Here is a 16,226-nt window from a genome sequence, read left to right as displayed (position 1 = left end):
TCATGCACGGCAAGAAATGGCGCATCAGCACGCTCTCGGACGTCGTATGGATCGTGCCGCGCCTCGGCGCCGGCGTGGTGCCCGAGGACGCGTCGCCCGTCGCCCGGGGCCTCGCGGCGTGGCTCGTCGACGGATGGTTCCCGGACGAACCCCGCATGCGCCCCCTCGTCGCCGACATCGCGGCCTTCCTCGCGGGACCGCTCGGTATGCGGGAGGGCGCGTCGTTCGCCGCGCAGCGGGCTCGGATCCGGCGGGCGCTCGAGAGCGGCGAGCTCCGCGCGTTCAAGATGGAGATGCAGTTCGTCCTCGCGGCGGGGGGCCGCAAGGAGGAGCCCACGGGCGAGAAGGTCGCAGCACGGGAGGAAAAAACCTGGTTCGGCATCGAGCTCGTGGACGACGACGATCCGCCGAAGCCCGTGCCGTTCAAGCGCTACCGCGTCGAGCTTTCGGACGGGGCGACACGCGAGGGCATGCTCGACGCGAATGGAAGGGCGCGGATCACGGGGATCGATCCGGGCACGTGCAAGGTATCGTTCCCCGATTTCCACGGCGAGGATTGGCGCCGGCTCTAGCCGGCAGACGGAGACATGGCGTGGGCAAGGAGCTCGTGCAGGTCGTGGAGTTCGTCCGAGGGCGCGCCCGCGGCACCGCCGTGGTGGAGCTGGCGCGCTTGAATTTGCTGGTCGGGCGGGCCTTGTCACGCAACGCGGAGTCGATCCCGGACGACCCGGAGCTCGTGGCGCGCGCGTGGGTTTGCGCGCGCGAGATCCTGGAACACGAAAGGAAGGCAAGACGATGAGCTTTCACCTCGCTCCGAAGGCGGACCTCGAGCGCGGCATCACCACGCTCGGCGGGCGTCGGCTCGTGTTCCACTGTCACCATTACAACGTCTTCCTCCAGCGCACGATCGAGGACGCCCTGCAGGAGCGGGCCCCGGGGCTGCTCGTGGCCGCGGGGATGGAGGCGTCGCGATCGATGCTGCAAGGGCTCGAAAACGACGCGAGGAGCGGCTCGGCCGCGGACGCGCTCCGGCGCGCGGCGGACACGTTCGCGGCGCAAGGGTTTGGCCGGATGGACGTGAGCGGCCTCGGCGTGGGCGGCGGCCTCGCGACGCTCGACCATTCGCATTATGCGGTCGGCTGGGTCTCGCGCTGGGGCAAACGGCCCACGCCGGGGTGCTACTTCGTCGCGGGTTTCCTCGCCGGCGCGGTTGCGGTCGCGTATCGGCTCGCGCCCGAGCGCGTCACGAGCCGCGAGACCGAATGCGTCGCCGCCGGGGACGAGCGGTGCTCCTTCCGCGTGGAGGTGTGGTGATGGCCATCGACGAGCGCGTCATCGTCGAAACCGTCGCCGGCATGGGCCTCGCCGGCAACGAGGAGGGCCTCATTCCGGCCTTCGGTCTGTACCTGACGAACCATTACGCGGATTTTTACAACCGCATCTCGTTCGGCGTCCTCGGCGCGCTCATTCGGGAAAACCCCGAGCTCACGGAGGACGCGATCGCGCTCCTCACGGAAGCCGCGCACGTCTGCGCGTTCCACACGTTCGGCGGCATCATGGAGTCCGTCGAGTGGGACGCGCTGGTGCAGCCCATGATCGAGAGCCGCGAGGACTGGGTGCACGGCATGATCGCGGTCGTGAACGCCTTCGGCTGGGGCCGCTTTCGCGTCGCGCAGCTCCTGCCCGGCGAGCGGCTCGTCGTCGAGCTGCGGGACAGCTACGAGTCGTGCGGGTATCTCGAATCGTATCCGCAGGCCGACGGGCCACGTTGCTACCTCGCGAACGGCGGGCTGGCCGGGCTCATGAACCTCGTCTACCAGGGCGACATCACGCGCAGGCCCGCGCTCACCGAGGACCTTTATCGCGAGGTGTTCAGCCATCCGCGATCCTTCCGCTCGCGCGAGCATCTTTGCGCCGCGAAGGGCGATTCGCACTGCGAGTTCGTCGTGGAGCGAATGCAGGGATGAACGTGGAGGTCGCTGAGGACCGGCGGAGCTCCGCTTCGTACGGGGAGATCCTCGACGTGATCGATGTCGGCCGCGTGCGGATGACGCGGCGTTACGGCTGCATCCGGCGTGATCAGTTCGAGCTCGTGACGAAGGAGCCATTTCCTACGGCTTTTCGCGATTGGCTCGCGTCTCGCGGGGAGCTCCGCGAGCGGCCCGCGCTCTACGTGATCGAGGTGCCGGGGGCCTATCAGCTCACGGTCGCGCCGCGCGCGGGTCGCGCCATTTTGATGCCTCGCCTTGCAACGGACCTCACGTGGCAAGCGCGGGCCGCGCGCGAGATCGCGGAGACCCTCGACCGTATGTTGAACCAGGGCTCCTGCCTGGCCATCCCGCCGCAAGCGGGGTAGAAGTCCGACGTGGACGTCGTGGAAATGCAGGCGCGGATCGCGGCGCTCGAGGCGCGGCTCGCCGAGGAGATCCAGGCCCGGCAAGGGCTCGCCGAGGAGGTCGACCTGCTGCGGGCCGTGATCGACGAGATGCCCGTGGGGGTGATCGTCGAGGACACGTCGGGCCGGTATCGAATGTACAACGCCCACATGCGAGCCATCGCGGGCGAGCCGGGGTCGCGGGGCGTATTCGTTTCGGATGGCGTCTCGCCGGCGCCGCCTGAGCGTGAGCCGACGCGGCGGGCGCTCGGCGGCGAGGTGGTCGACAACCTCGAAAGCCTGCTCGCCGCGACCGACGAGGAGGGCCGCGGCACGTGGATCTCGCAGTCTTCGCGCCCGCTCCGCGACGCAAACGGAGTGGTGCGCGCCGCGGTGACCGTGACGCGCGACGTGACCGAGCACAAGGACATCCTGCGCGAGCTCGACGATGCGATCTTGGCGAGCGACGACGAGAAGCGCGCGCTCATCGATCAGCTGGAAGCGGGGATCGACGCGCTCTCGACGCCCATCATCGAGGTATGGGACGACGTGCTCGCGCTCCCCGTCATCGGCGCGGTGGACGATCGGCGCGGCGCGGAAATCACGTCGCGGCTGCTCGACGCCGTCGTATCGAGGGGCTCGCGGTTCGTGATCATCGACTGGACCGGCGTCGATACGATGGACACGAACAGCGCGCGCCATTTGCTGGATCTCGTCCGCGCCGTGGAGCTCGTGGGCGCCGAGTGCATCCTCACGGGCATTCGCCCGGCCGTCGCCGTCTCCTTGCTCCACCTCGACGTGCGGTTCGAGCACCTCCGCCTCCTCAGGAACGTGAGATACGGCCTGCGGCATTGCTTCGCCCGGCTCGGCCGGCGCGCCGTCATGCCGGGGCGCGGCGCGGGGTAAAACGCGCGGCGGACAATCAGCGGGGCCGTGTCGTCGGCCGCGCGGTCACCTCCGCGATCGGCACGCGCATGACGAAGACGGCCCCCTTGCCGCTGCCCTCGCTGTGCGCCGTGATCGTGCCGCCGTGCAGCTCGACGAGGTGCTTGACGATCGCGAGGCCCAGGCCGAGCCCGCCGTGCGTGCGGGTCATTCCGCTGTCGGCCTGCCTGAATTTGTCGAAGACGTGCGGCAGGAAGGCCGGCGAGATGCCCTGCCCATTGTCGGTGACGGAGAGCTCGATCGACCCGTCCACGCGGCGGAGGTGCAGGCGCACCGAGCCTCCCTTCGGCGTGAACTTGATCGCGTTGCCGAGCAGGTTCGTCACGATCTGGAGCAGTCGGCCCGGGTCGCCGTGGACGCGGTCCTGCGTTTCGACGAGGCCCTCGACGCTGATCGATTTCGCCTCCGCCGCCGGGCGGACGGCGTCGATCGCCGATTCGACGATGCCCGCGAGCTCGAGCGACTGGACGCTGTTGAGCTGCAGTTTGCCCGCGACGATACGCGAGACGTCGAGCAGGTCCTCGATGAGCGCGACCTGCGCGCGGATGTTCCGCTCCACCGTGGCGAGCGCGCGCTCGCGCTTCTCGGCGGGCAGGATGTTGTCGCGGAGCATCGTGGTCCAGCCGAGCGAGGCATTGAGGGGGCTGCGCAGCTCGTGGCTGAGGAGGGCGAGAAACTCGTCTTTCGCGCGATTGGCGGTCTCCGCCTCGGCGCGCGCCCGGGCCTCGGCGTCGTAGAGGCGCGCGCGTTCCATGGCCTGCGCGCAGAGGCGCGCGAGCGTCGTGAGCAGCGCCCGGTCCGCCTCGCTGAAGGATCGGCGCTCGTCGAAGGAGAGGACCAGGACCCCGAGCCCGCGTTCTTCGAACAGGAGGGGCACGGCCGCCAGGGCCTCGTGGCCGGGCGACCGTGAAGAGGCGATCGGGGGATATCGGTCGGCCGCCGCGGCCGCCGTCTCGAAGAAGAGCGGGCGCTGCTCCCGGACAGCGTCCGTCATGGGGAGCGGGTGGGTGAGCGGCACGTAGGGCCACGGAGAGAGCTCCGCCTCCTCGAACCCGACCGATTGCAAGATCGCGAGCTCTGCCCCGTCCTCCGTCAACACGCCCAGAACGGCCCGCTTCGCGCCGAGGATCGCGCGACCCTGGGCGACCGCGATCTCCGCGACCTGCTGGCTCGTGTGCGCCTCCGACAGGGCCGCGGCCACGCTCATCAGCCGGTGCAGGTTCTGGCGCCTCGTGGCGGCGCGCGCCTCGGCTGCGCGCAGGGCCGTCACGTCGACGACGGTCATGGCCACGCGCCCGACGCGGCCCTCCACGCGCACGGGAAAGTAGCTCGTGAGCGAGTACTGATGCCCCGAGCCCCCGGGGACGGGGCGGGCGACCTCCAGGTTGAGGAGCGGCTCGCCCGTGGTGAAGACCCGCTCGAGGCGCTCGATCGTGGCGGTCGTCTCGGACCCCTCGGGCAGCGTCTCGGCCAGCGTGCGCCCGACCTGGCCTTCGGCGGGCACGCCGTGCATCTCGGCGAGCGCGGCGTTGATGCGCTCGCAGCGGAGGTGCACGTCGAAGATGGCAATCCCGATGGGCGCGCCCGCGACGACGGCGTCGAGGACGGCGGCGCTGTTCGCGGCCTCGGCCTGGGCGCGTTTTTCGCGGGCGACGAGCTCCGCCCGCTCCCGTTCGAAGAGCATGGCTTCGCGGACGCGGAGGTTCTCGGCGCGGCGCCAGAGCTCGGCGAAGGCCGCGACCTTCGCGCGCAGGATGTCGGGATTGAAGGGCTTGGGCAGGTAGTCCACGGCGCCGTGGGCATACCCCTTGGCTTGATAGGCGTCGTCGCGGTGAAACGCGGAGATGAAGATGATCGGGATCTCCCGCGTGCGCTCGAGCCTTCGCACGAGGGCGGCCGTCTCGAACCCGTCCATGTCCGGCATGTTGACGTCGAGCACGATGACCGCGAACTCGTTGCTGAGCAGTTGCCGGAGCGCGTCTCTGCCCGAGCTCGCGCGCATCAAATGCAGGCCGAGGGGCTCGAGCACCACCTCCAGGGCGAGCAGGTTCGCGGGGTGGTCATCGACCAGGAGAACACAGGGGACAGCGGATGGTGAGGACGGCGGGCAGATTTCCTGGCTCATGGGTCAGGGTCGGCACACGGGGTGGAACGTCGTCGCGGCGCCGAGTGTAAAACGTTTGAGAATTCGAATGGTAACCGATTCGAAAAAATGTTGGGCGAGGGCGCGATTGTCGCGGAGACTAGTATGCCAATCCCGGTGTCTCGGTGTTGCGTCCGCGACAAAGGCCGATTTTGCGGGGATGTTCATCCAATCTCCGAAGGACCGCGGGAAAATCCCGACACGTGACTGGGGCACGGTCCGCATGGATTCGGCGTGTGTCCATGTTTTATCTTCAGCCCCGGAATGAAGGTGCTTCCCGTGGGCGACGGGTCTCTCACGAGTGGCCTCATGCGCGTCATCGAGGCGTCGCTGACCGGCCCGCTCGCGCAAGCCTTTCGCAATACGCGCGTTCCCGATCCCGTGGTGCTGGTATTGTCCAAAGAGGATGGACCGGAGGGGAGCATCGAATGCTCCGTCGAGTCGACGGAGCGCGCCGCCAAGGTGCTCGTCGATATGGCCGCCGCGCGGGGGGACGACCATCCTGCCCGCGTCGCTCGGGTGCTCCGCACCCTGGACAGGCCCCTCGGGTTCGTTCCTTGCGTCGCGGGCGCCGACGACAAGATCGTGCTCGTGCTCCTCGAGCTGGCCGCCCTCGAAAACAGGGGCGCGAACAACAATGCTTTGTGATGAGCCGCCTCGAAAGCATTCGCCGAAGGTCGTTCATGAGCAAGGAACCGAGCCCCAATGACACCGCACTCCCTCGTCCCCAGCATCTTGCTCGTCGATGACCATCCCTCGAACCTGCTCGCCCTGGAGGCCGTGCTGGAGCCCCTCGGGTTGCATCTCGTGCGGGCGAGCTCGGGCAAAGAGGCGCTGACGCACCTCTTGCGCGAGGAGTTCGCGGCCATCGTGCTCGACGTGCAGATGCCGGACATGGATGGATTCGAGGTCGCAGCGCTGATCCGCCGGCGCGAGCGCACGAAGGAAGTGCCGATCATCTTCATCTCGGCGATTCATCGCGACGACGCCTATCAAGCCAAGGGGTATGCCCACGGCGCGGTCGATTACATCCCCAAGCCGTTCAGCCCCGACGTTCTGCGGGCAAAAGTGTCGGCGCTGGCCGACCTCTGGCGCCGCGGCGAGGTCACGCGCATGCGCGAGGCCATGCAATTCGAGCGGGAGCGGGCCGAGCTCGTCGCCCGCGAAAAACGCGCCCTGGCGGAGGCCGCGAGGACGGCCGCGGTGCTCGAAGCGGTGGTCGGGCGGTCGCCGATCGGCCTCGCCATCGTCGACGCGGACCTGCGCTGCGAGCGCATCAACGCGGCGCTCGCCCGGGCGATGAACTGCGCGCCCGCCGAGGCGCACCTCGGCCTCCCGCTGGCCGAGATTCTCCCGGAGGGACCAAACGCGATGGCCCTCGCCGAGCACGTCCGGAAGGTCTTCGCCACGGGCGAGCCGCTTCTCGACGTGGATGTGGCCTGGCAAGCGCACCACCGCGCGCTCGCGAGCTTCCATCCGGTGTGCGTGGAGGGCCGCGTCGAGCGGGTCGCATTGACGGTCGTCGACGTGAAAAGCCGACGCGCCGAGGCCTGAGGCCGTCAGCAGGCTGTCAATCGTCCACCCATTGCACGACGCGATCGATCGGCTTTCGCCCGGGCGGCGGCGCGTCGCCCACGGGGTATCCGATCGCCACGGCGCCCACCATCCGGAACGGTTCCCGGATGCCGAGCAGCGCCTCGATTTCTGGCTTCGCGATCATCGGGCCCGCCATCCAGCAGGCGCCGAGGCCCTCGGCGTGCGCCTGGAGGAGCATCGCCATCACGGCCGCGCTCGTCGAGCAGAGCTCGGCCTGCATGCTGCGGGCCGTGTGGTACTCCGAAGGATCCCCGCCGCCCGAGGTGATGAGATCGGCGATGAGGTCGGGGTAATCGCGCCATTGCGGCACCACGATGGCCGCGGCGCTCTCCAGCGGCTCGTGGAAAAAATCGCCGTAATTGGCGAAATCCTCGGCGTGGTGCCCGCGGTGGATGATTTCCTTGATCTCCTCGGCCCGCGCCCGCACGGCCGCGGCGATTTGCTTCCGTTTGTCCGGGGCCGTGACGACCGTGAACCGCCATGGCTGCCGGTTCGTGTTCGAGGGCGCCGTGATCGCGGCTTGCACGAGCCGGGCGAGCACCTCCTTCGGCACGGGCGTGTCCTCGAACGCGCGGCGCGATCGCCTCGTTTCCAGCCACGCCAGCATCCCCGGGCCTCCGATCCCGCCGGGGCCGCTCATTCCAGCTTGAATCCGCCGTCCACGTTCCATATCTGTCCCGTCACGTAGCTCGCCTCGTCCGAGACGAGGAAAGCGACGACCGCCGCGATTTCCTCGGGGCGGCCGACGCGCTTGAGCAGGATGCGTTTCGCGAGCTCCTCCGGCGCGAGGGCCCGGAGCTCGGCCGTCATGTCGGTCTCGACGAGCCCAGGCGCCACGGCGTTCACGCGCACGCCGCGCGGCGCGAGCTCGACCGCGAGCGCGCGGGTGAACGACTCGACGGCGCCCTTCGAGGCGGCATAAAGCGATTGCCCGCGGCCCGGGCGCTGCGCGGCCACGCTGGAGACGTTGACGATCACGCCGCGCCGTCGGGAGATGAAGCGCCGCGCGGCCTCGCGGCAGCAATGCACCACGCCGGCGGCGTTCGTGCCCCAGACGTGATCGTAATCGTCTTCGGTGCTCGCGCCGAGGAGGCCGTCGCGGGTGACGCCGGCATTGCAGACGAGCGCGTCGAGCGGCCCGAGCGTGCTCTCGGCCTGCTCGAAGAGGGACGCGACCTCCGCGGGGCGCGAGACGTCGGCGCGGAGAGCGACGGCCCGCGCCCCGAGCGCCTCCACGGCGGCCACGGTCTTTTGCGCCGCTTCCTCGCCGTTGCGATAATCGACGGCGACGGCATATCCGCGCCGGCCGAGCGCCTCCGCAATGGCGCGTCCGATGCCGCGCGAGGCGCCCGTGACGAGCGCGACGCGGGATCGCTCCTTGGTTTCGTTCATGGAACCTCCACGCGCAGGGCGCCGGCGAGCCCCGGCATGCCGGCCGAGAGGGCCAGGGCCGAGCGAGCGCGTGTCTCCTCGGCGCGCAGGAGCGGGCGGAGCGGGCCTTCGGCGGGACGATCGAGGCCCGCGATGGGCGGCAGCGCGCCCGTGCGGAGCGCCTCGGCGAGCAGGATCGCCTGCACCACCGCCGTCGCGCCGCCGAGCTGGCCCGTGGAAGCCGTCAAGGCGAGGAGCGTGGCCGAGGGGCCGAGCACGTCGGCGAGGGCCGCGCGTTCGGCCGCGTCGCGCGCGGGCGAGGCGAGCGCGGCGCCGTCGACGATCGTGTCACCCGCGGAGAGATTGGCCGCGAGGGAGGCGATCGCGCGCGGCGAGGGAAAGTCCACGGCGCCATCGGCCGTCGCCGCGGCCGAGACGAACGAAATCGCTCGCTTTCCCGCATCTTCGGGCCGCTCCAGCACCAGTGCCGCGGCGGCCTCGCCGGGCACGATCCCCGCCGCGCGCTCGTCGTACGGGGCCACGATCGCCGCGGGCGTGTTGGCCTGCGTCGCGGCGCCGGACATGCCGAGCGAGAGGATCGTCTCCGGCTCGACGAGTGAATCGTACGCGAACACGAGCGCCGCATCGACGCGCTCCATGGCGAGGGCGACGATGGCCGCCGAGAGCGCCTGCGCCCCCGCATTCGAGCCCGCCGTGGTCGTGCCGTCGCCCTTGCCGCCGACGTCGATCGACAGGAGCGCGTGCGCGTTGTTCGACAGGTGAAACAACATCCAGAACGGGTGTAGCAAGGAAAAACCCTGCGCCCATGCGCCCGTCGCGCGCTCGTCGCCCGCCTGCCGTTCGAGCACGGGCATCAGATCGTCCCAGTGCGCGCGCAGGCCTCCATAACCGCAAAAAAGCCCGAGCCGAGCGCCTGTCGCCGGGGCGCCCGAGCGGGCGAGGGCCTCGGCCCCGACCTCCATGCCGAAGAGCCCCATCCGCTTGACGAATTTGCGGTGCTTCGTCGGCCGGGGCGCGCCCGGGATCGTGGCGGCGAGGCGGCAGGCGTAGGTGCTCGCGTCGAAATGGGCATTCGGGGCCGCCGCGCGCTCGCCGGCGAGGAGCTTCCGGAGCACGGCCGCGGGGTCGTCGCCGAGCGGGGTGCGCAGGGCAAACCCCGTCACGGCCATCCGGCCCGCATGCGTCATCCCGGTCTCCCGAGGACCACGCTGACGTTTTGCCCGCCAAACCCGAACGAGTTCGAGAGCACATGATCCACGCGTTTGGCGAGGGGCCTCGGGCCGATCACGTGGATCGGGCACTCCGGATCCGGCTCCTCGAAATGTGCCGTCCCGGGGAGCAGATCCCGCGTGAACGCGAGCAGGCACGCGGCGAGCTCAATCGCGCCGGCGGCGGCCATCAGGTGGCCGACGGCGCCCTTGATGCTCGACGTGGGCACGTCGCCGAAGAGCGCGCGGATCGCCTTCGCCTCGGCCGGATCGTTGAGCGGCGTCCCCGTGCCGTGGGCATTGACGTACCCGATGTCCGCGGGCGTGAGGTTGGCGCGACGAACAGCGCGTTCCATGGCCGCGAGCGCGCGGGATCCATCGGGGCGGGGCGCCGTCGCGCGGTAGGCATCCTGCGTGGTCGCGAAGCCGGCGATGACCGCGAGCGGCTCCGCGCCGCGCGCGCGCGCCCGGGATTCCTCCTCGACCACGAACATCGCCGCGCCCTCGCCGACGACGAGCCCGTCGCGCCGTCGATCGAACGGCCGGCATGCCGAGGCCTCGGCGCGCGGAGAGGGGGCGCCGAGGCGCGACATGCCGCCGATGCCGAGCGGGTTGACCATCGAGTCCGCCGCGCCGCAGAGCACGACGTCCACCGCGCCCCGCTCGATCAACGAGGCCGCGTGCGCGACGGCCATGCCGCCCGCCGCGCATGCCGAGGCGTGCACGGCGACGCGTCCCGAGATGCCCACGACAGCGCGGATCTTCTCGGCCGTGATGTCGACACGCGAGCGGAACCGAACGCCCTCGCCACCCGAAAGATTGCCTGCGCCGACGCGGATCTCATCCCCGTCGATCTGCTCCGCGAGGTCCTCCAGGAACGCCTGTTCGAGCCCGAGGCCGACGGAGAGCGCGGCCTTGCGCTCGGCCGTCCCGCATCGCGCATGGCGCCATGCCTCCGCCGCCGCGACGAGGCCGAAGCACACCTTGCGGTCGCGGAGCAGGCCCGATTCTTCCCACGTCCCGGCCTCGCCGACGTGCAGCAGGACGCCGCGGTGTTTTTCCAGGAAGAGCGCGTCCGTCTTCTCGATCGGCACCTCGCCCGCGACACGCGTGGGGAAGGTGCGCGCGTCGAAGCTGCGGATCGGGCCGACCGCGCTGCGGCCCGCGGCGAGCCCGTTCGCGAGCGCCTCGTACCCGACGCCGAACGCGCTGACCGCGCCGACGCCCGTGATCACCGCGCGACGCGCGCCCATCACGCGCCCTCCTCGTCGATGGGGGCTACGCTCGGACGAGCCGAGCTACGCCCCCAAACCCCCCGCCCGAGCACGACGGCCCCGAGATCCCCGTCCGGGCCCGCCGAGAGGACGAGCGCGCGGGGTTTGTCGAGGTGCGCGAGCAGATCGAGCGCGAGCGCCCAGGCGAGCGCCGGCGTCGCGGCGAGGGATTCGCCGAGGGAGAGCGAGGCGTCGACCGCGTGCTCCGCTTCGAGCACCTCGGGCAGATCCATGAGCGCCTCGCGCGCGGGCGTGCCCCAGGGCGCGAGCACGACGACGTCGCAAGGCTGGTCCTCGAGCGCGTCGAACGCGGCAGGCACGGCCGTGTCGCGCAGCACGCCCGTGCGGGGCACGAGCGCGCCGCGGGGGCGATCGACCGTGAACACCCGCACGGCCTCCACGTAACCGATCGGCGCTTCGGCCCCGGCAGCGAGCGCGAGCGCCGCCGCGCCTTCGGCCGGCGTGAGCCCTTGCCGCAAGAAGCCTTCGCGTTCGAGCTCGGCCATCGTGACCGGGTGCAGGGCCGTGTCCGCGCCGCCGACGAGCGCGCGCTCGCACGCGCCCGACGTGATCGCGGCGCACGCCTCTTCGAGCGCCGTCACCGTGCCCGTGCCGCGCGAGAAAAACGCGGCGTTCGGGCCGGCGAGGCCCTCGAGGATCGCTCCGTGGCAGAGGGTGAAGTTGTTCATGATCTGGAACGCGAACAGGGGGTTGCACGCGTCGAGCCCCTCGCGGCCGCACCGCGCGAGCGAGAACCGGCCGTCCTCCATGCTCGCCGCGACGAGCCGGGCGACCTCGTCCATCTCCGCGCCCGAGGCGCCGACGCCGAAGAATGCGCCGATCTCGGCGCGCCCTTCGTCCCACCGCGCCTCGTCGAGCGCGCCGCGCATGACGAGCGCGGAGAACCACGCGGCGCGGGACATGAGCTTTCTTTGCCGGACATCCTCGGGCCGCGACGGCGCGGGCGCGGCGATCTCGGACGGCAGAGGGAGGCTGCTCTCGAGCACGCGACGGCCGAGGCCGCGGCCCGCGAGGCCCGCCGTCGTCAGGGTCGAGAGGGCGACGATGGGAAGGCCTTTTCCGTCTAGGCGCATCGGCTCACCACGAGGCTCGCGTTCGCTCCGCCGAACGCGAAGGCGTTGACGAGCGCTGCTTCTACGGGTTTTCGCAAGGCCGCGCCCACGACGTGCGGCAACATGCACGCGGGATCGGGCTCGGTGAGGCCCGCGGTCGGCAGACAGAGGCCTTCCTCGACCGCTTCGAGCGCGCACAGGAAGCCCATCGCGCCCGCGCCCGCGATCCAGTGCCCGACCGCGCCTTTCACCGCGCCGACGTGCACGTCGGAGAGCGCGTCGGCGAGGACCCGCCGGATCGCCGCGGCCTCGACGGCGTCGTTGAGCTGCGTGCTCGTGCCGTGCGCCTGCACGTAGCCGATCTTCACGCGGCCCGCGTCCTCGATCGCGCCGCGCATGGCCCGCTCGGCCCCGTCGCCCGTCGGATCGGGCGCCGTGAGGTGGTGCGCGTCGAGCGTGCGCGCCGCCCCTCGGATCTCCGAGCGCGGTTCGTCGCCGGGAGACGACGAGAGCACCACGAACGCCGCGCCCTCGCCCACGACGAACCCGTCGCGCCGCACGTCGAACGGGCACGAGACACCACGCGCGCTGAGCGCCCCGAGCAGCCCGAATCCTACGAGCATGAACGGATCGACGTCCGCGCCCACGCCGCCCGCGAGCGCGACGTCGCAAAGTCCGAGCCGGATCGCCTGCGTCGCCGAGACGATCGCGGCCGCGCCCGACGCGCAGGCGAGCGAGATCGTCTCCACCGGTCCCTCGGCGCCGATCCGCGCCGCGAGCGCCGACGCGATCGCAGCAGGCGAGACCGCGGCCGCGTGCACGGACGTCGCGAGGCCCCGCGCCTCCTCGCCGAAGCGCGCGTGATCGAAGCGCGCGCCGCCGCCCGCCGCGCGTGAGAGCGCGAAGATCGTCCCGTACGTGGCTCGGCCGCTCTCGGCGCCGACGAACACGCCGATCCGCTCCGGCTCGGCCCTCTGCTGGGCCTCGCTCCACGCCTCGTCCGCGGCGCGCCGCGCGAGCGCGAGGCGGCGATCCTCGGCTTCTTCGAGGGGGAAGGGGACACTCGCCGCGACCTGCGAGGGATATCCTTCGACGTCAAAATGTTTGACGGGGCCGACCGCGGATCGGCCTTCGGCGAGCGCGTCCCTCGACGCGGGCCAGGTCTCGCCGAGCGGGGTGATCGCGCCGCGACCGCGCACGAAAACGCGCCTTTTCAAGGCTCCTCCGCTGCTCCCGTCAGCCATACGTCGAGCACCTCGCGCCGCCGCGCGAGCACCTTGGGGTTCGTCACGCGCGCGAACGCGAAGCCGAGCTCGGCCGTCGCCACGACCTCGCCGTCGACCCGCGCCTTGCCTTTCACCTGCCCGCCTTCTTCACGCGCGAGGATCGCCTCCGCTTCGAGCTCGAGTTTGTCCCCGGGCCTGACGATGCGCCGGAAGCGGGCGTGATCGATCATCGTGAGCAGCGCGTGTACGTCCTCGTGTCCCTCGGCGCGCCGGCTTGCTTCGAGGAGCACGCCGCCGAGCTGCGCGAGCGCCTCGATCACGAGCGCGCCGGGCATCACCGGGTGGCCAGGAAAGTGGTCCGCGAAGGTGTCGTCCGAGAGCGACACACACTTGACACCCGTCGCGAGGCGCGGCGGTTCGAGCCGCGTGATCCGATCGAGGAGCAGGTAACGCACGTGCGGCCGAGGATAGCAGTTCGAATTGACGTCCAAGGCACACAGAGTGGAAGATACGTGCTCACGAGGGGAGCGTCATGGATTGCGTTAGCTGTATCACGCCGACACGACAGGACCGTCCGCATACGTTTTTCCACCACGAGCGTGCGGCGTGTCCGACGTGCCGCGAAACGCATGAAGGACGCGTCGTGCTGCGCGGCGAAAACCCCGTGCGGCTGCTGCTTTGCCCCACGTGTGGCCCTTCGGAGGAAATTCTTCCCGGCACTGCAAAAGATTATGTCGACCGTTTTCTCGCGCGCGGCGAGGTCCCCGAGGGGTTCGAGGGGGAGGTCGAGTTCAAGGAGACGACGTCCACGTGTCCGGGTTGCCTGACGCTCTTGCCCGCGAAGGTCGTGATCCGCGAAGGCCGCGTGTATTTCAAGAAAAACTGCGCGTCGTGTGGTCCCTCGGAGGCGCTCGTTTCAGAGGACGCGAAATATTACGTGCGCGCCTATGCGTTCGCGCGCGCCGGCACCGAGCCTTTGAAGTTCGCCACGAAGGTCGAGCACGGTTGCCCCACGGATTGTGGGACCTGCAATGATCACGAGCAGCACACCTGCCTGCCGATCATCGAGGTCACCGACCACTGCAACCTCGAGTGCCCGATCTGCATCGTCGACAACCAGTACTCGAACCACATCGATCTCGACACTTTTACGCGCATGATCGACACCCTCGTGGTGAACGAGGGGCAGTGCGAGTCCGTGGCGCTCTCCGGCGGCGAACCCACGAGCCACCCGCAGATCCTCGACCTCGTGCGCATCGCGAGCCGCCCCGAGATCGGCCGCGTCGTGGTGATCACGAACGGCATCCGGCTCGGCAAGGACCGCGCCTTCGCGAAGGCGATCAAGGAGAGCGGCGCGTACGTGGGCCTGCAGCTCGACGGCTTCACCGCCGATACACACGAGAAGATCCGCGGCCGCGACCTCGTGAAGGAGAAGGAAGCCGCGCTCGCGGCGCTGCGCGAGCTCCAGATCCCGACGCAGATCATCTTCGTGGCGACGCGCGGGGTGAACGACGATCAGATCGGAAAGGTCGTCGAGCTCTTCCTCTCGGAGGACCATTTCCTCTCGCTGAACTTCCAGCCCGCCGCCTACACGGGCCACGGAGGCGGTCTCTTCGGTCACGATCCGATGGATCGGCTGACGATCCCGGGCGTCGTGCGGCGCGTCGACGAGCAGACGGGCGGCAAGCTCAAGGTGGAGGATTTCTTCCCGCTGCCGTGCTCGCACCCGCAATGCGTGTCGCTCACCTACCTGCTCCGCCTCGAGGACGGGACGTTCCTGCCGTTCTCGCGGTTCGTCGATTTCACGAAGCACGGTTCGCTCCTCCGTTCGAGCGCGACGCTCCCCGCGACGCCGGAGATGGAGCAGACGCTGCAGGACGTGCTCTACGACGTGTACGCGCGGCAGGACGAGATCGAGCGGGGGCCGGAGATCCTCGCGGCGCTCAAGCGCACGCTGAAGGTGATGTTCCCGGATCGGCCGATGACGCAGAAGGAGAGCCTGCTCGTCGGCGAGCAGCAGGCGAAATCGATCTTCCTGCACCATTACATGGATCGGCACGATTTCGATCTCGAGCGCCTGCGCAAATGCTGCCATCATTATCCGCAGACGGACGGGCGGATCATGCCGGCGTGTGGCTTCAACATGTTCCACCGCGGCGCCGCGAAGGGGCCGGGGACGGTGACGCCGTCCTGGGGCAAGAAGCCCTGGGTGAAGGAAAACGGGACGACACGTCTTTCCATCGTGAGTACATGACGAAGCTTTGCGAAGGGCACATCGCCCTGGTGACGGGCGGCTCCAAGGGCCTCGGGCGGGCGATCGCCGTGACGCTCGCCCGCGAAGGGGCGCACGTCGGGTTCAACTGGACGAAATCGGAGGTCGAGGCGAAGGAGACGCTCGCCGAGATCGAGGCCCACGGGGTGCGGGGTTTTTCCTTTCGAACGAGCGTGCTCGACAAGCAGGGCCTCGCCGCAGCCGTGAAGGAAATGGAGTCCGCGGTGGGGACCGTTTCCGTGCTCGTGAACAACGCGGGCGTGTCCGACGTGGTTCCGCTCGCGTTGATGGACGAAGACGATTGGGACCGCGTGATGGATACGAACGTGAAAGGCACGTTCCTCGCCACGCAGGCCGTCCTTCGGGGCATGGTCAAGCTCCGGCGCGGGCGCATCCTCAACATCGGCTCGCTCGCCGGGGTGAAGATGATGCAAGCGCCGGTGCATTACTGCACGGCAAAGGCGGCCATCAAGGGTTTTACCGAGGCGCTCGCCAAGGAGATCGGGCGGTACGGGATCACCGTGAACAACCTCGCGCCCGGGGTGCTCGAGGGCGGGGTCAGCGTGAATCTGCCGAAAGGTCGGCTCGACGAGTACCTCCGGCACACGGCGCTCGGGCGGCTCGGCACGTTCCAGGAGGTCGCCGAGATGGCGGCGTTCCTGGTGTCGGATCGCGCGTCGTACGTGAATGGAGCGACCATTCTGGTGGACGGCGCGGTGTGAT

18 protein-coding genes are annotated in these 16,226 nt (G+C 70.0%); 10 read left to right on the top strand and 8 right to left on the bottom strand.

The window, feature by feature from the left end; translation table 11 throughout:
• The first annotated feature begins 2 nt into the window (after positions 1-2).
• From QHF83_RS18935 to QHF83_RS18910, 6 genes are read left to right on the top strand one after another with little or no spacing between them, the layout of a single operon-like run.
• Complete coding sequence (locus QHF83_RS18935; RefSeq protein WP_282419271.1) at positions 3-572, top strand: hypothetical protein; 570 nt, start codon at positions 3-5, stop codon at positions 570-572.
• A 20-nt stretch (positions 573-592) separates the two neighbouring features.
• Positions 593-799, top strand: a complete 207-nt coding sequence (locus QHF83_RS18930) for a hypothetical protein (protein WP_282419270.1) — start codon at positions 593-595, stop codon at positions 797-799.
• The gene (locus tag QHF83_RS18925) at positions 796-1,314 is read left to right on the top strand and encodes a 4-vinyl reductase (RefSeq protein WP_282419269.1); all 519 of its coding nucleotides are present in this window, start codon (positions 796-798) and stop codon (positions 1,312-1,314) included. Before QHF83_RS18930 ends, QHF83_RS18925 begins: the two co-directional genes overlap by 4 nt.
• Complete coding sequence (locus tag QHF83_RS18920; RefSeq protein ID WP_282419268.1) at positions 1,314-1,967, top strand: 4-vinyl reductase; 654 nt, start codon at positions 1,314-1,316, stop codon at positions 1,965-1,967. Before QHF83_RS18925 ends, QHF83_RS18920 begins: the two co-directional genes overlap by 1 nt.
• Positions 1,964-2,356 carry a hypothetical protein gene (locus QHF83_RS18915; protein ID WP_282419267.1) on the top strand — a complete coding sequence of 131 codons (393 nt, stop codon included), beginning with the start codon at positions 1,964-1,966 and terminating at the stop codon, positions 2,354-2,356. The genes QHF83_RS18920 and QHF83_RS18915 overlap by 4 nt, the downstream gene beginning before the upstream one ends.
• 9 nt (positions 2,357-2,365) lie before the next feature.
• Positions 2,366-3,280 (top strand): STAS domain-containing protein, encoded by a 915-nt coding sequence (locus QHF83_RS18910; protein ID WP_282419266.1) that lies wholly within the window; start codon positions 2,366-2,368, stop codon positions 3,278-3,280.
• A 16-nt stretch (positions 3,281-3,296) separates the two neighbouring features.
• Here the strand turns inward: QHF83_RS18910 and QHF83_RS18905 are convergent, their stop codons facing one another.
• Entirely contained in the window at positions 3,297-5,444 is a 2,148-nt protein-coding gene (locus tag QHF83_RS18905; RefSeq protein WP_282419265.1) for an ATP-binding protein, read from the bottom strand.
• A gap of 297 nt (positions 5,445-5,741) precedes the next feature.
• On the opposite strand from QHF83_RS18905, the gene QHF83_RS18900 reads away from it, so the two are divergent.
• On the top strand, positions 5,742-6,110 hold the full coding sequence (locus tag QHF83_RS18900; RefSeq protein ID WP_282419264.1) for a hypothetical protein: 369 nt from the start codon (positions 5,742-5,744) through the stop codon (positions 6,108-6,110).
• 57 nt (positions 6,111-6,167) lie between these two features.
• Positions 6,168-7,016, top strand: coding sequence for a response regulator (locus tag QHF83_RS18895; protein ID WP_282419263.1), 849 nt, complete (start codon positions 6,168-6,170; stop codon positions 7,014-7,016).
• Positions 7,017-7,032: 16 nt separating this feature from the next.
• On the opposite strand, the gene QHF83_RS18890 is transcribed toward QHF83_RS18895, so the two are convergent.
• Genes QHF83_RS18890 through fabZ form a run of 7 tightly spaced genes read right to left on the bottom strand, consistent with a single transcriptional unit; the run spans position 7,033 to position 13,686 of the window.
• Positions 7,033-7,665, bottom strand: coding sequence for a nitroreductase family protein (locus tag QHF83_RS18890; protein ID WP_282419262.1), 633 nt, complete (start codon positions 7,663-7,665; stop codon positions 7,033-7,035).
• Positions 7,666-7,694: 29 nt separating this feature from the next.
• Complete coding sequence (gene fabG / locus QHF83_RS18885) at positions 7,695-8,450, bottom strand: 3-oxoacyl-ACP reductase FabG (RefSeq protein WP_282419261.1); 756 nt, start codon at positions 8,448-8,450, stop codon at positions 7,695-7,697.
• Positions 8,447-9,637 (bottom strand): beta-ketoacyl synthase N-terminal-like domain-containing protein, encoded by a 1,191-nt coding sequence (locus QHF83_RS18880; RefSeq protein ID WP_282419260.1) that lies wholly within the window; start codon positions 9,635-9,637, stop codon positions 8,447-8,449. Before QHF83_RS18880 ends, fabG begins: the two co-directional genes overlap by 4 nt.
• Entirely contained in the window at positions 9,634-10,911 is a 1,278-nt protein-coding gene (locus QHF83_RS18875) for a beta-ketoacyl-[acyl-carrier-protein] synthase family protein (RefSeq protein WP_282419259.1), read from the bottom strand. The genes QHF83_RS18880 and QHF83_RS18875 overlap by 4 nt, the downstream gene beginning before the upstream one ends.
• The gene (locus QHF83_RS18870) at positions 10,911-12,026 is read right to left on the bottom strand and encodes a beta-ketoacyl synthase N-terminal-like domain-containing protein (RefSeq protein ID WP_282419258.1); all 1,116 of its coding nucleotides are present in this window, start codon (positions 12,024-12,026) and stop codon (positions 10,911-10,913) included. Before QHF83_RS18870 ends, QHF83_RS18875 begins: the two co-directional genes overlap by 1 nt.
• Positions 12,017-13,222 (bottom strand): beta-ketoacyl-[acyl-carrier-protein] synthase family protein, encoded by a 1,206-nt coding sequence (locus QHF83_RS18865; protein WP_282419257.1) that lies wholly within the window; start codon positions 13,220-13,222, stop codon positions 12,017-12,019. The genes QHF83_RS18870 and QHF83_RS18865 overlap by 10 nt, the downstream gene beginning before the upstream one ends.
• Positions 13,219-13,686, bottom strand: coding sequence for a 3-hydroxyacyl-ACP dehydratase FabZ (gene fabZ, locus QHF83_RS18860; RefSeq protein ID WP_282419256.1), 468 nt, complete (start codon positions 13,684-13,686; stop codon positions 13,219-13,221). The genes QHF83_RS18865 and fabZ overlap by 4 nt, the downstream gene beginning before the upstream one ends.
• 188 nt (positions 13,687-13,874) lie before the next feature.
• On the opposite strand from fabZ, the gene QHF83_RS18855 reads away from it, so the two are divergent.
• Together QHF83_RS18855 and QHF83_RS18850 are read left to right on the top strand one after the other, a co-directional pair.
• Positions 13,875-15,485 carry a radical SAM protein gene (locus tag QHF83_RS18855; RefSeq protein ID WP_282419255.1) on the top strand — a complete coding sequence of 537 codons (1,611 nt, stop codon included), beginning with the start codon at positions 13,875-13,877 and terminating at the stop codon, positions 15,483-15,485.
• Positions 15,482-16,225: a 3-oxoacyl-ACP reductase family protein gene (locus QHF83_RS18850; RefSeq protein ID WP_282419254.1), complete on the top strand. Its 744-nt coding sequence runs from the start codon at positions 15,482-15,484 to the stop codon at positions 16,223-16,225. The genes QHF83_RS18855 and QHF83_RS18850 overlap by 4 nt, the downstream gene beginning before the upstream one ends.
• Position 16,226 lies beyond the last annotated feature (1 nt).

The organism is Polyangium sp. 15x6 (genome assembly GCF_029960785.1).
Classification (GTDB): Bacteria; Myxococcota_A; Polyangia; order Polyangiales; family Polyangiaceae; genus Polyangium.
The sequence above is the reverse complement of the archived record's forward strand: the minus strand, read 5'-3'. Positions and strand labels throughout refer to the sequence as shown.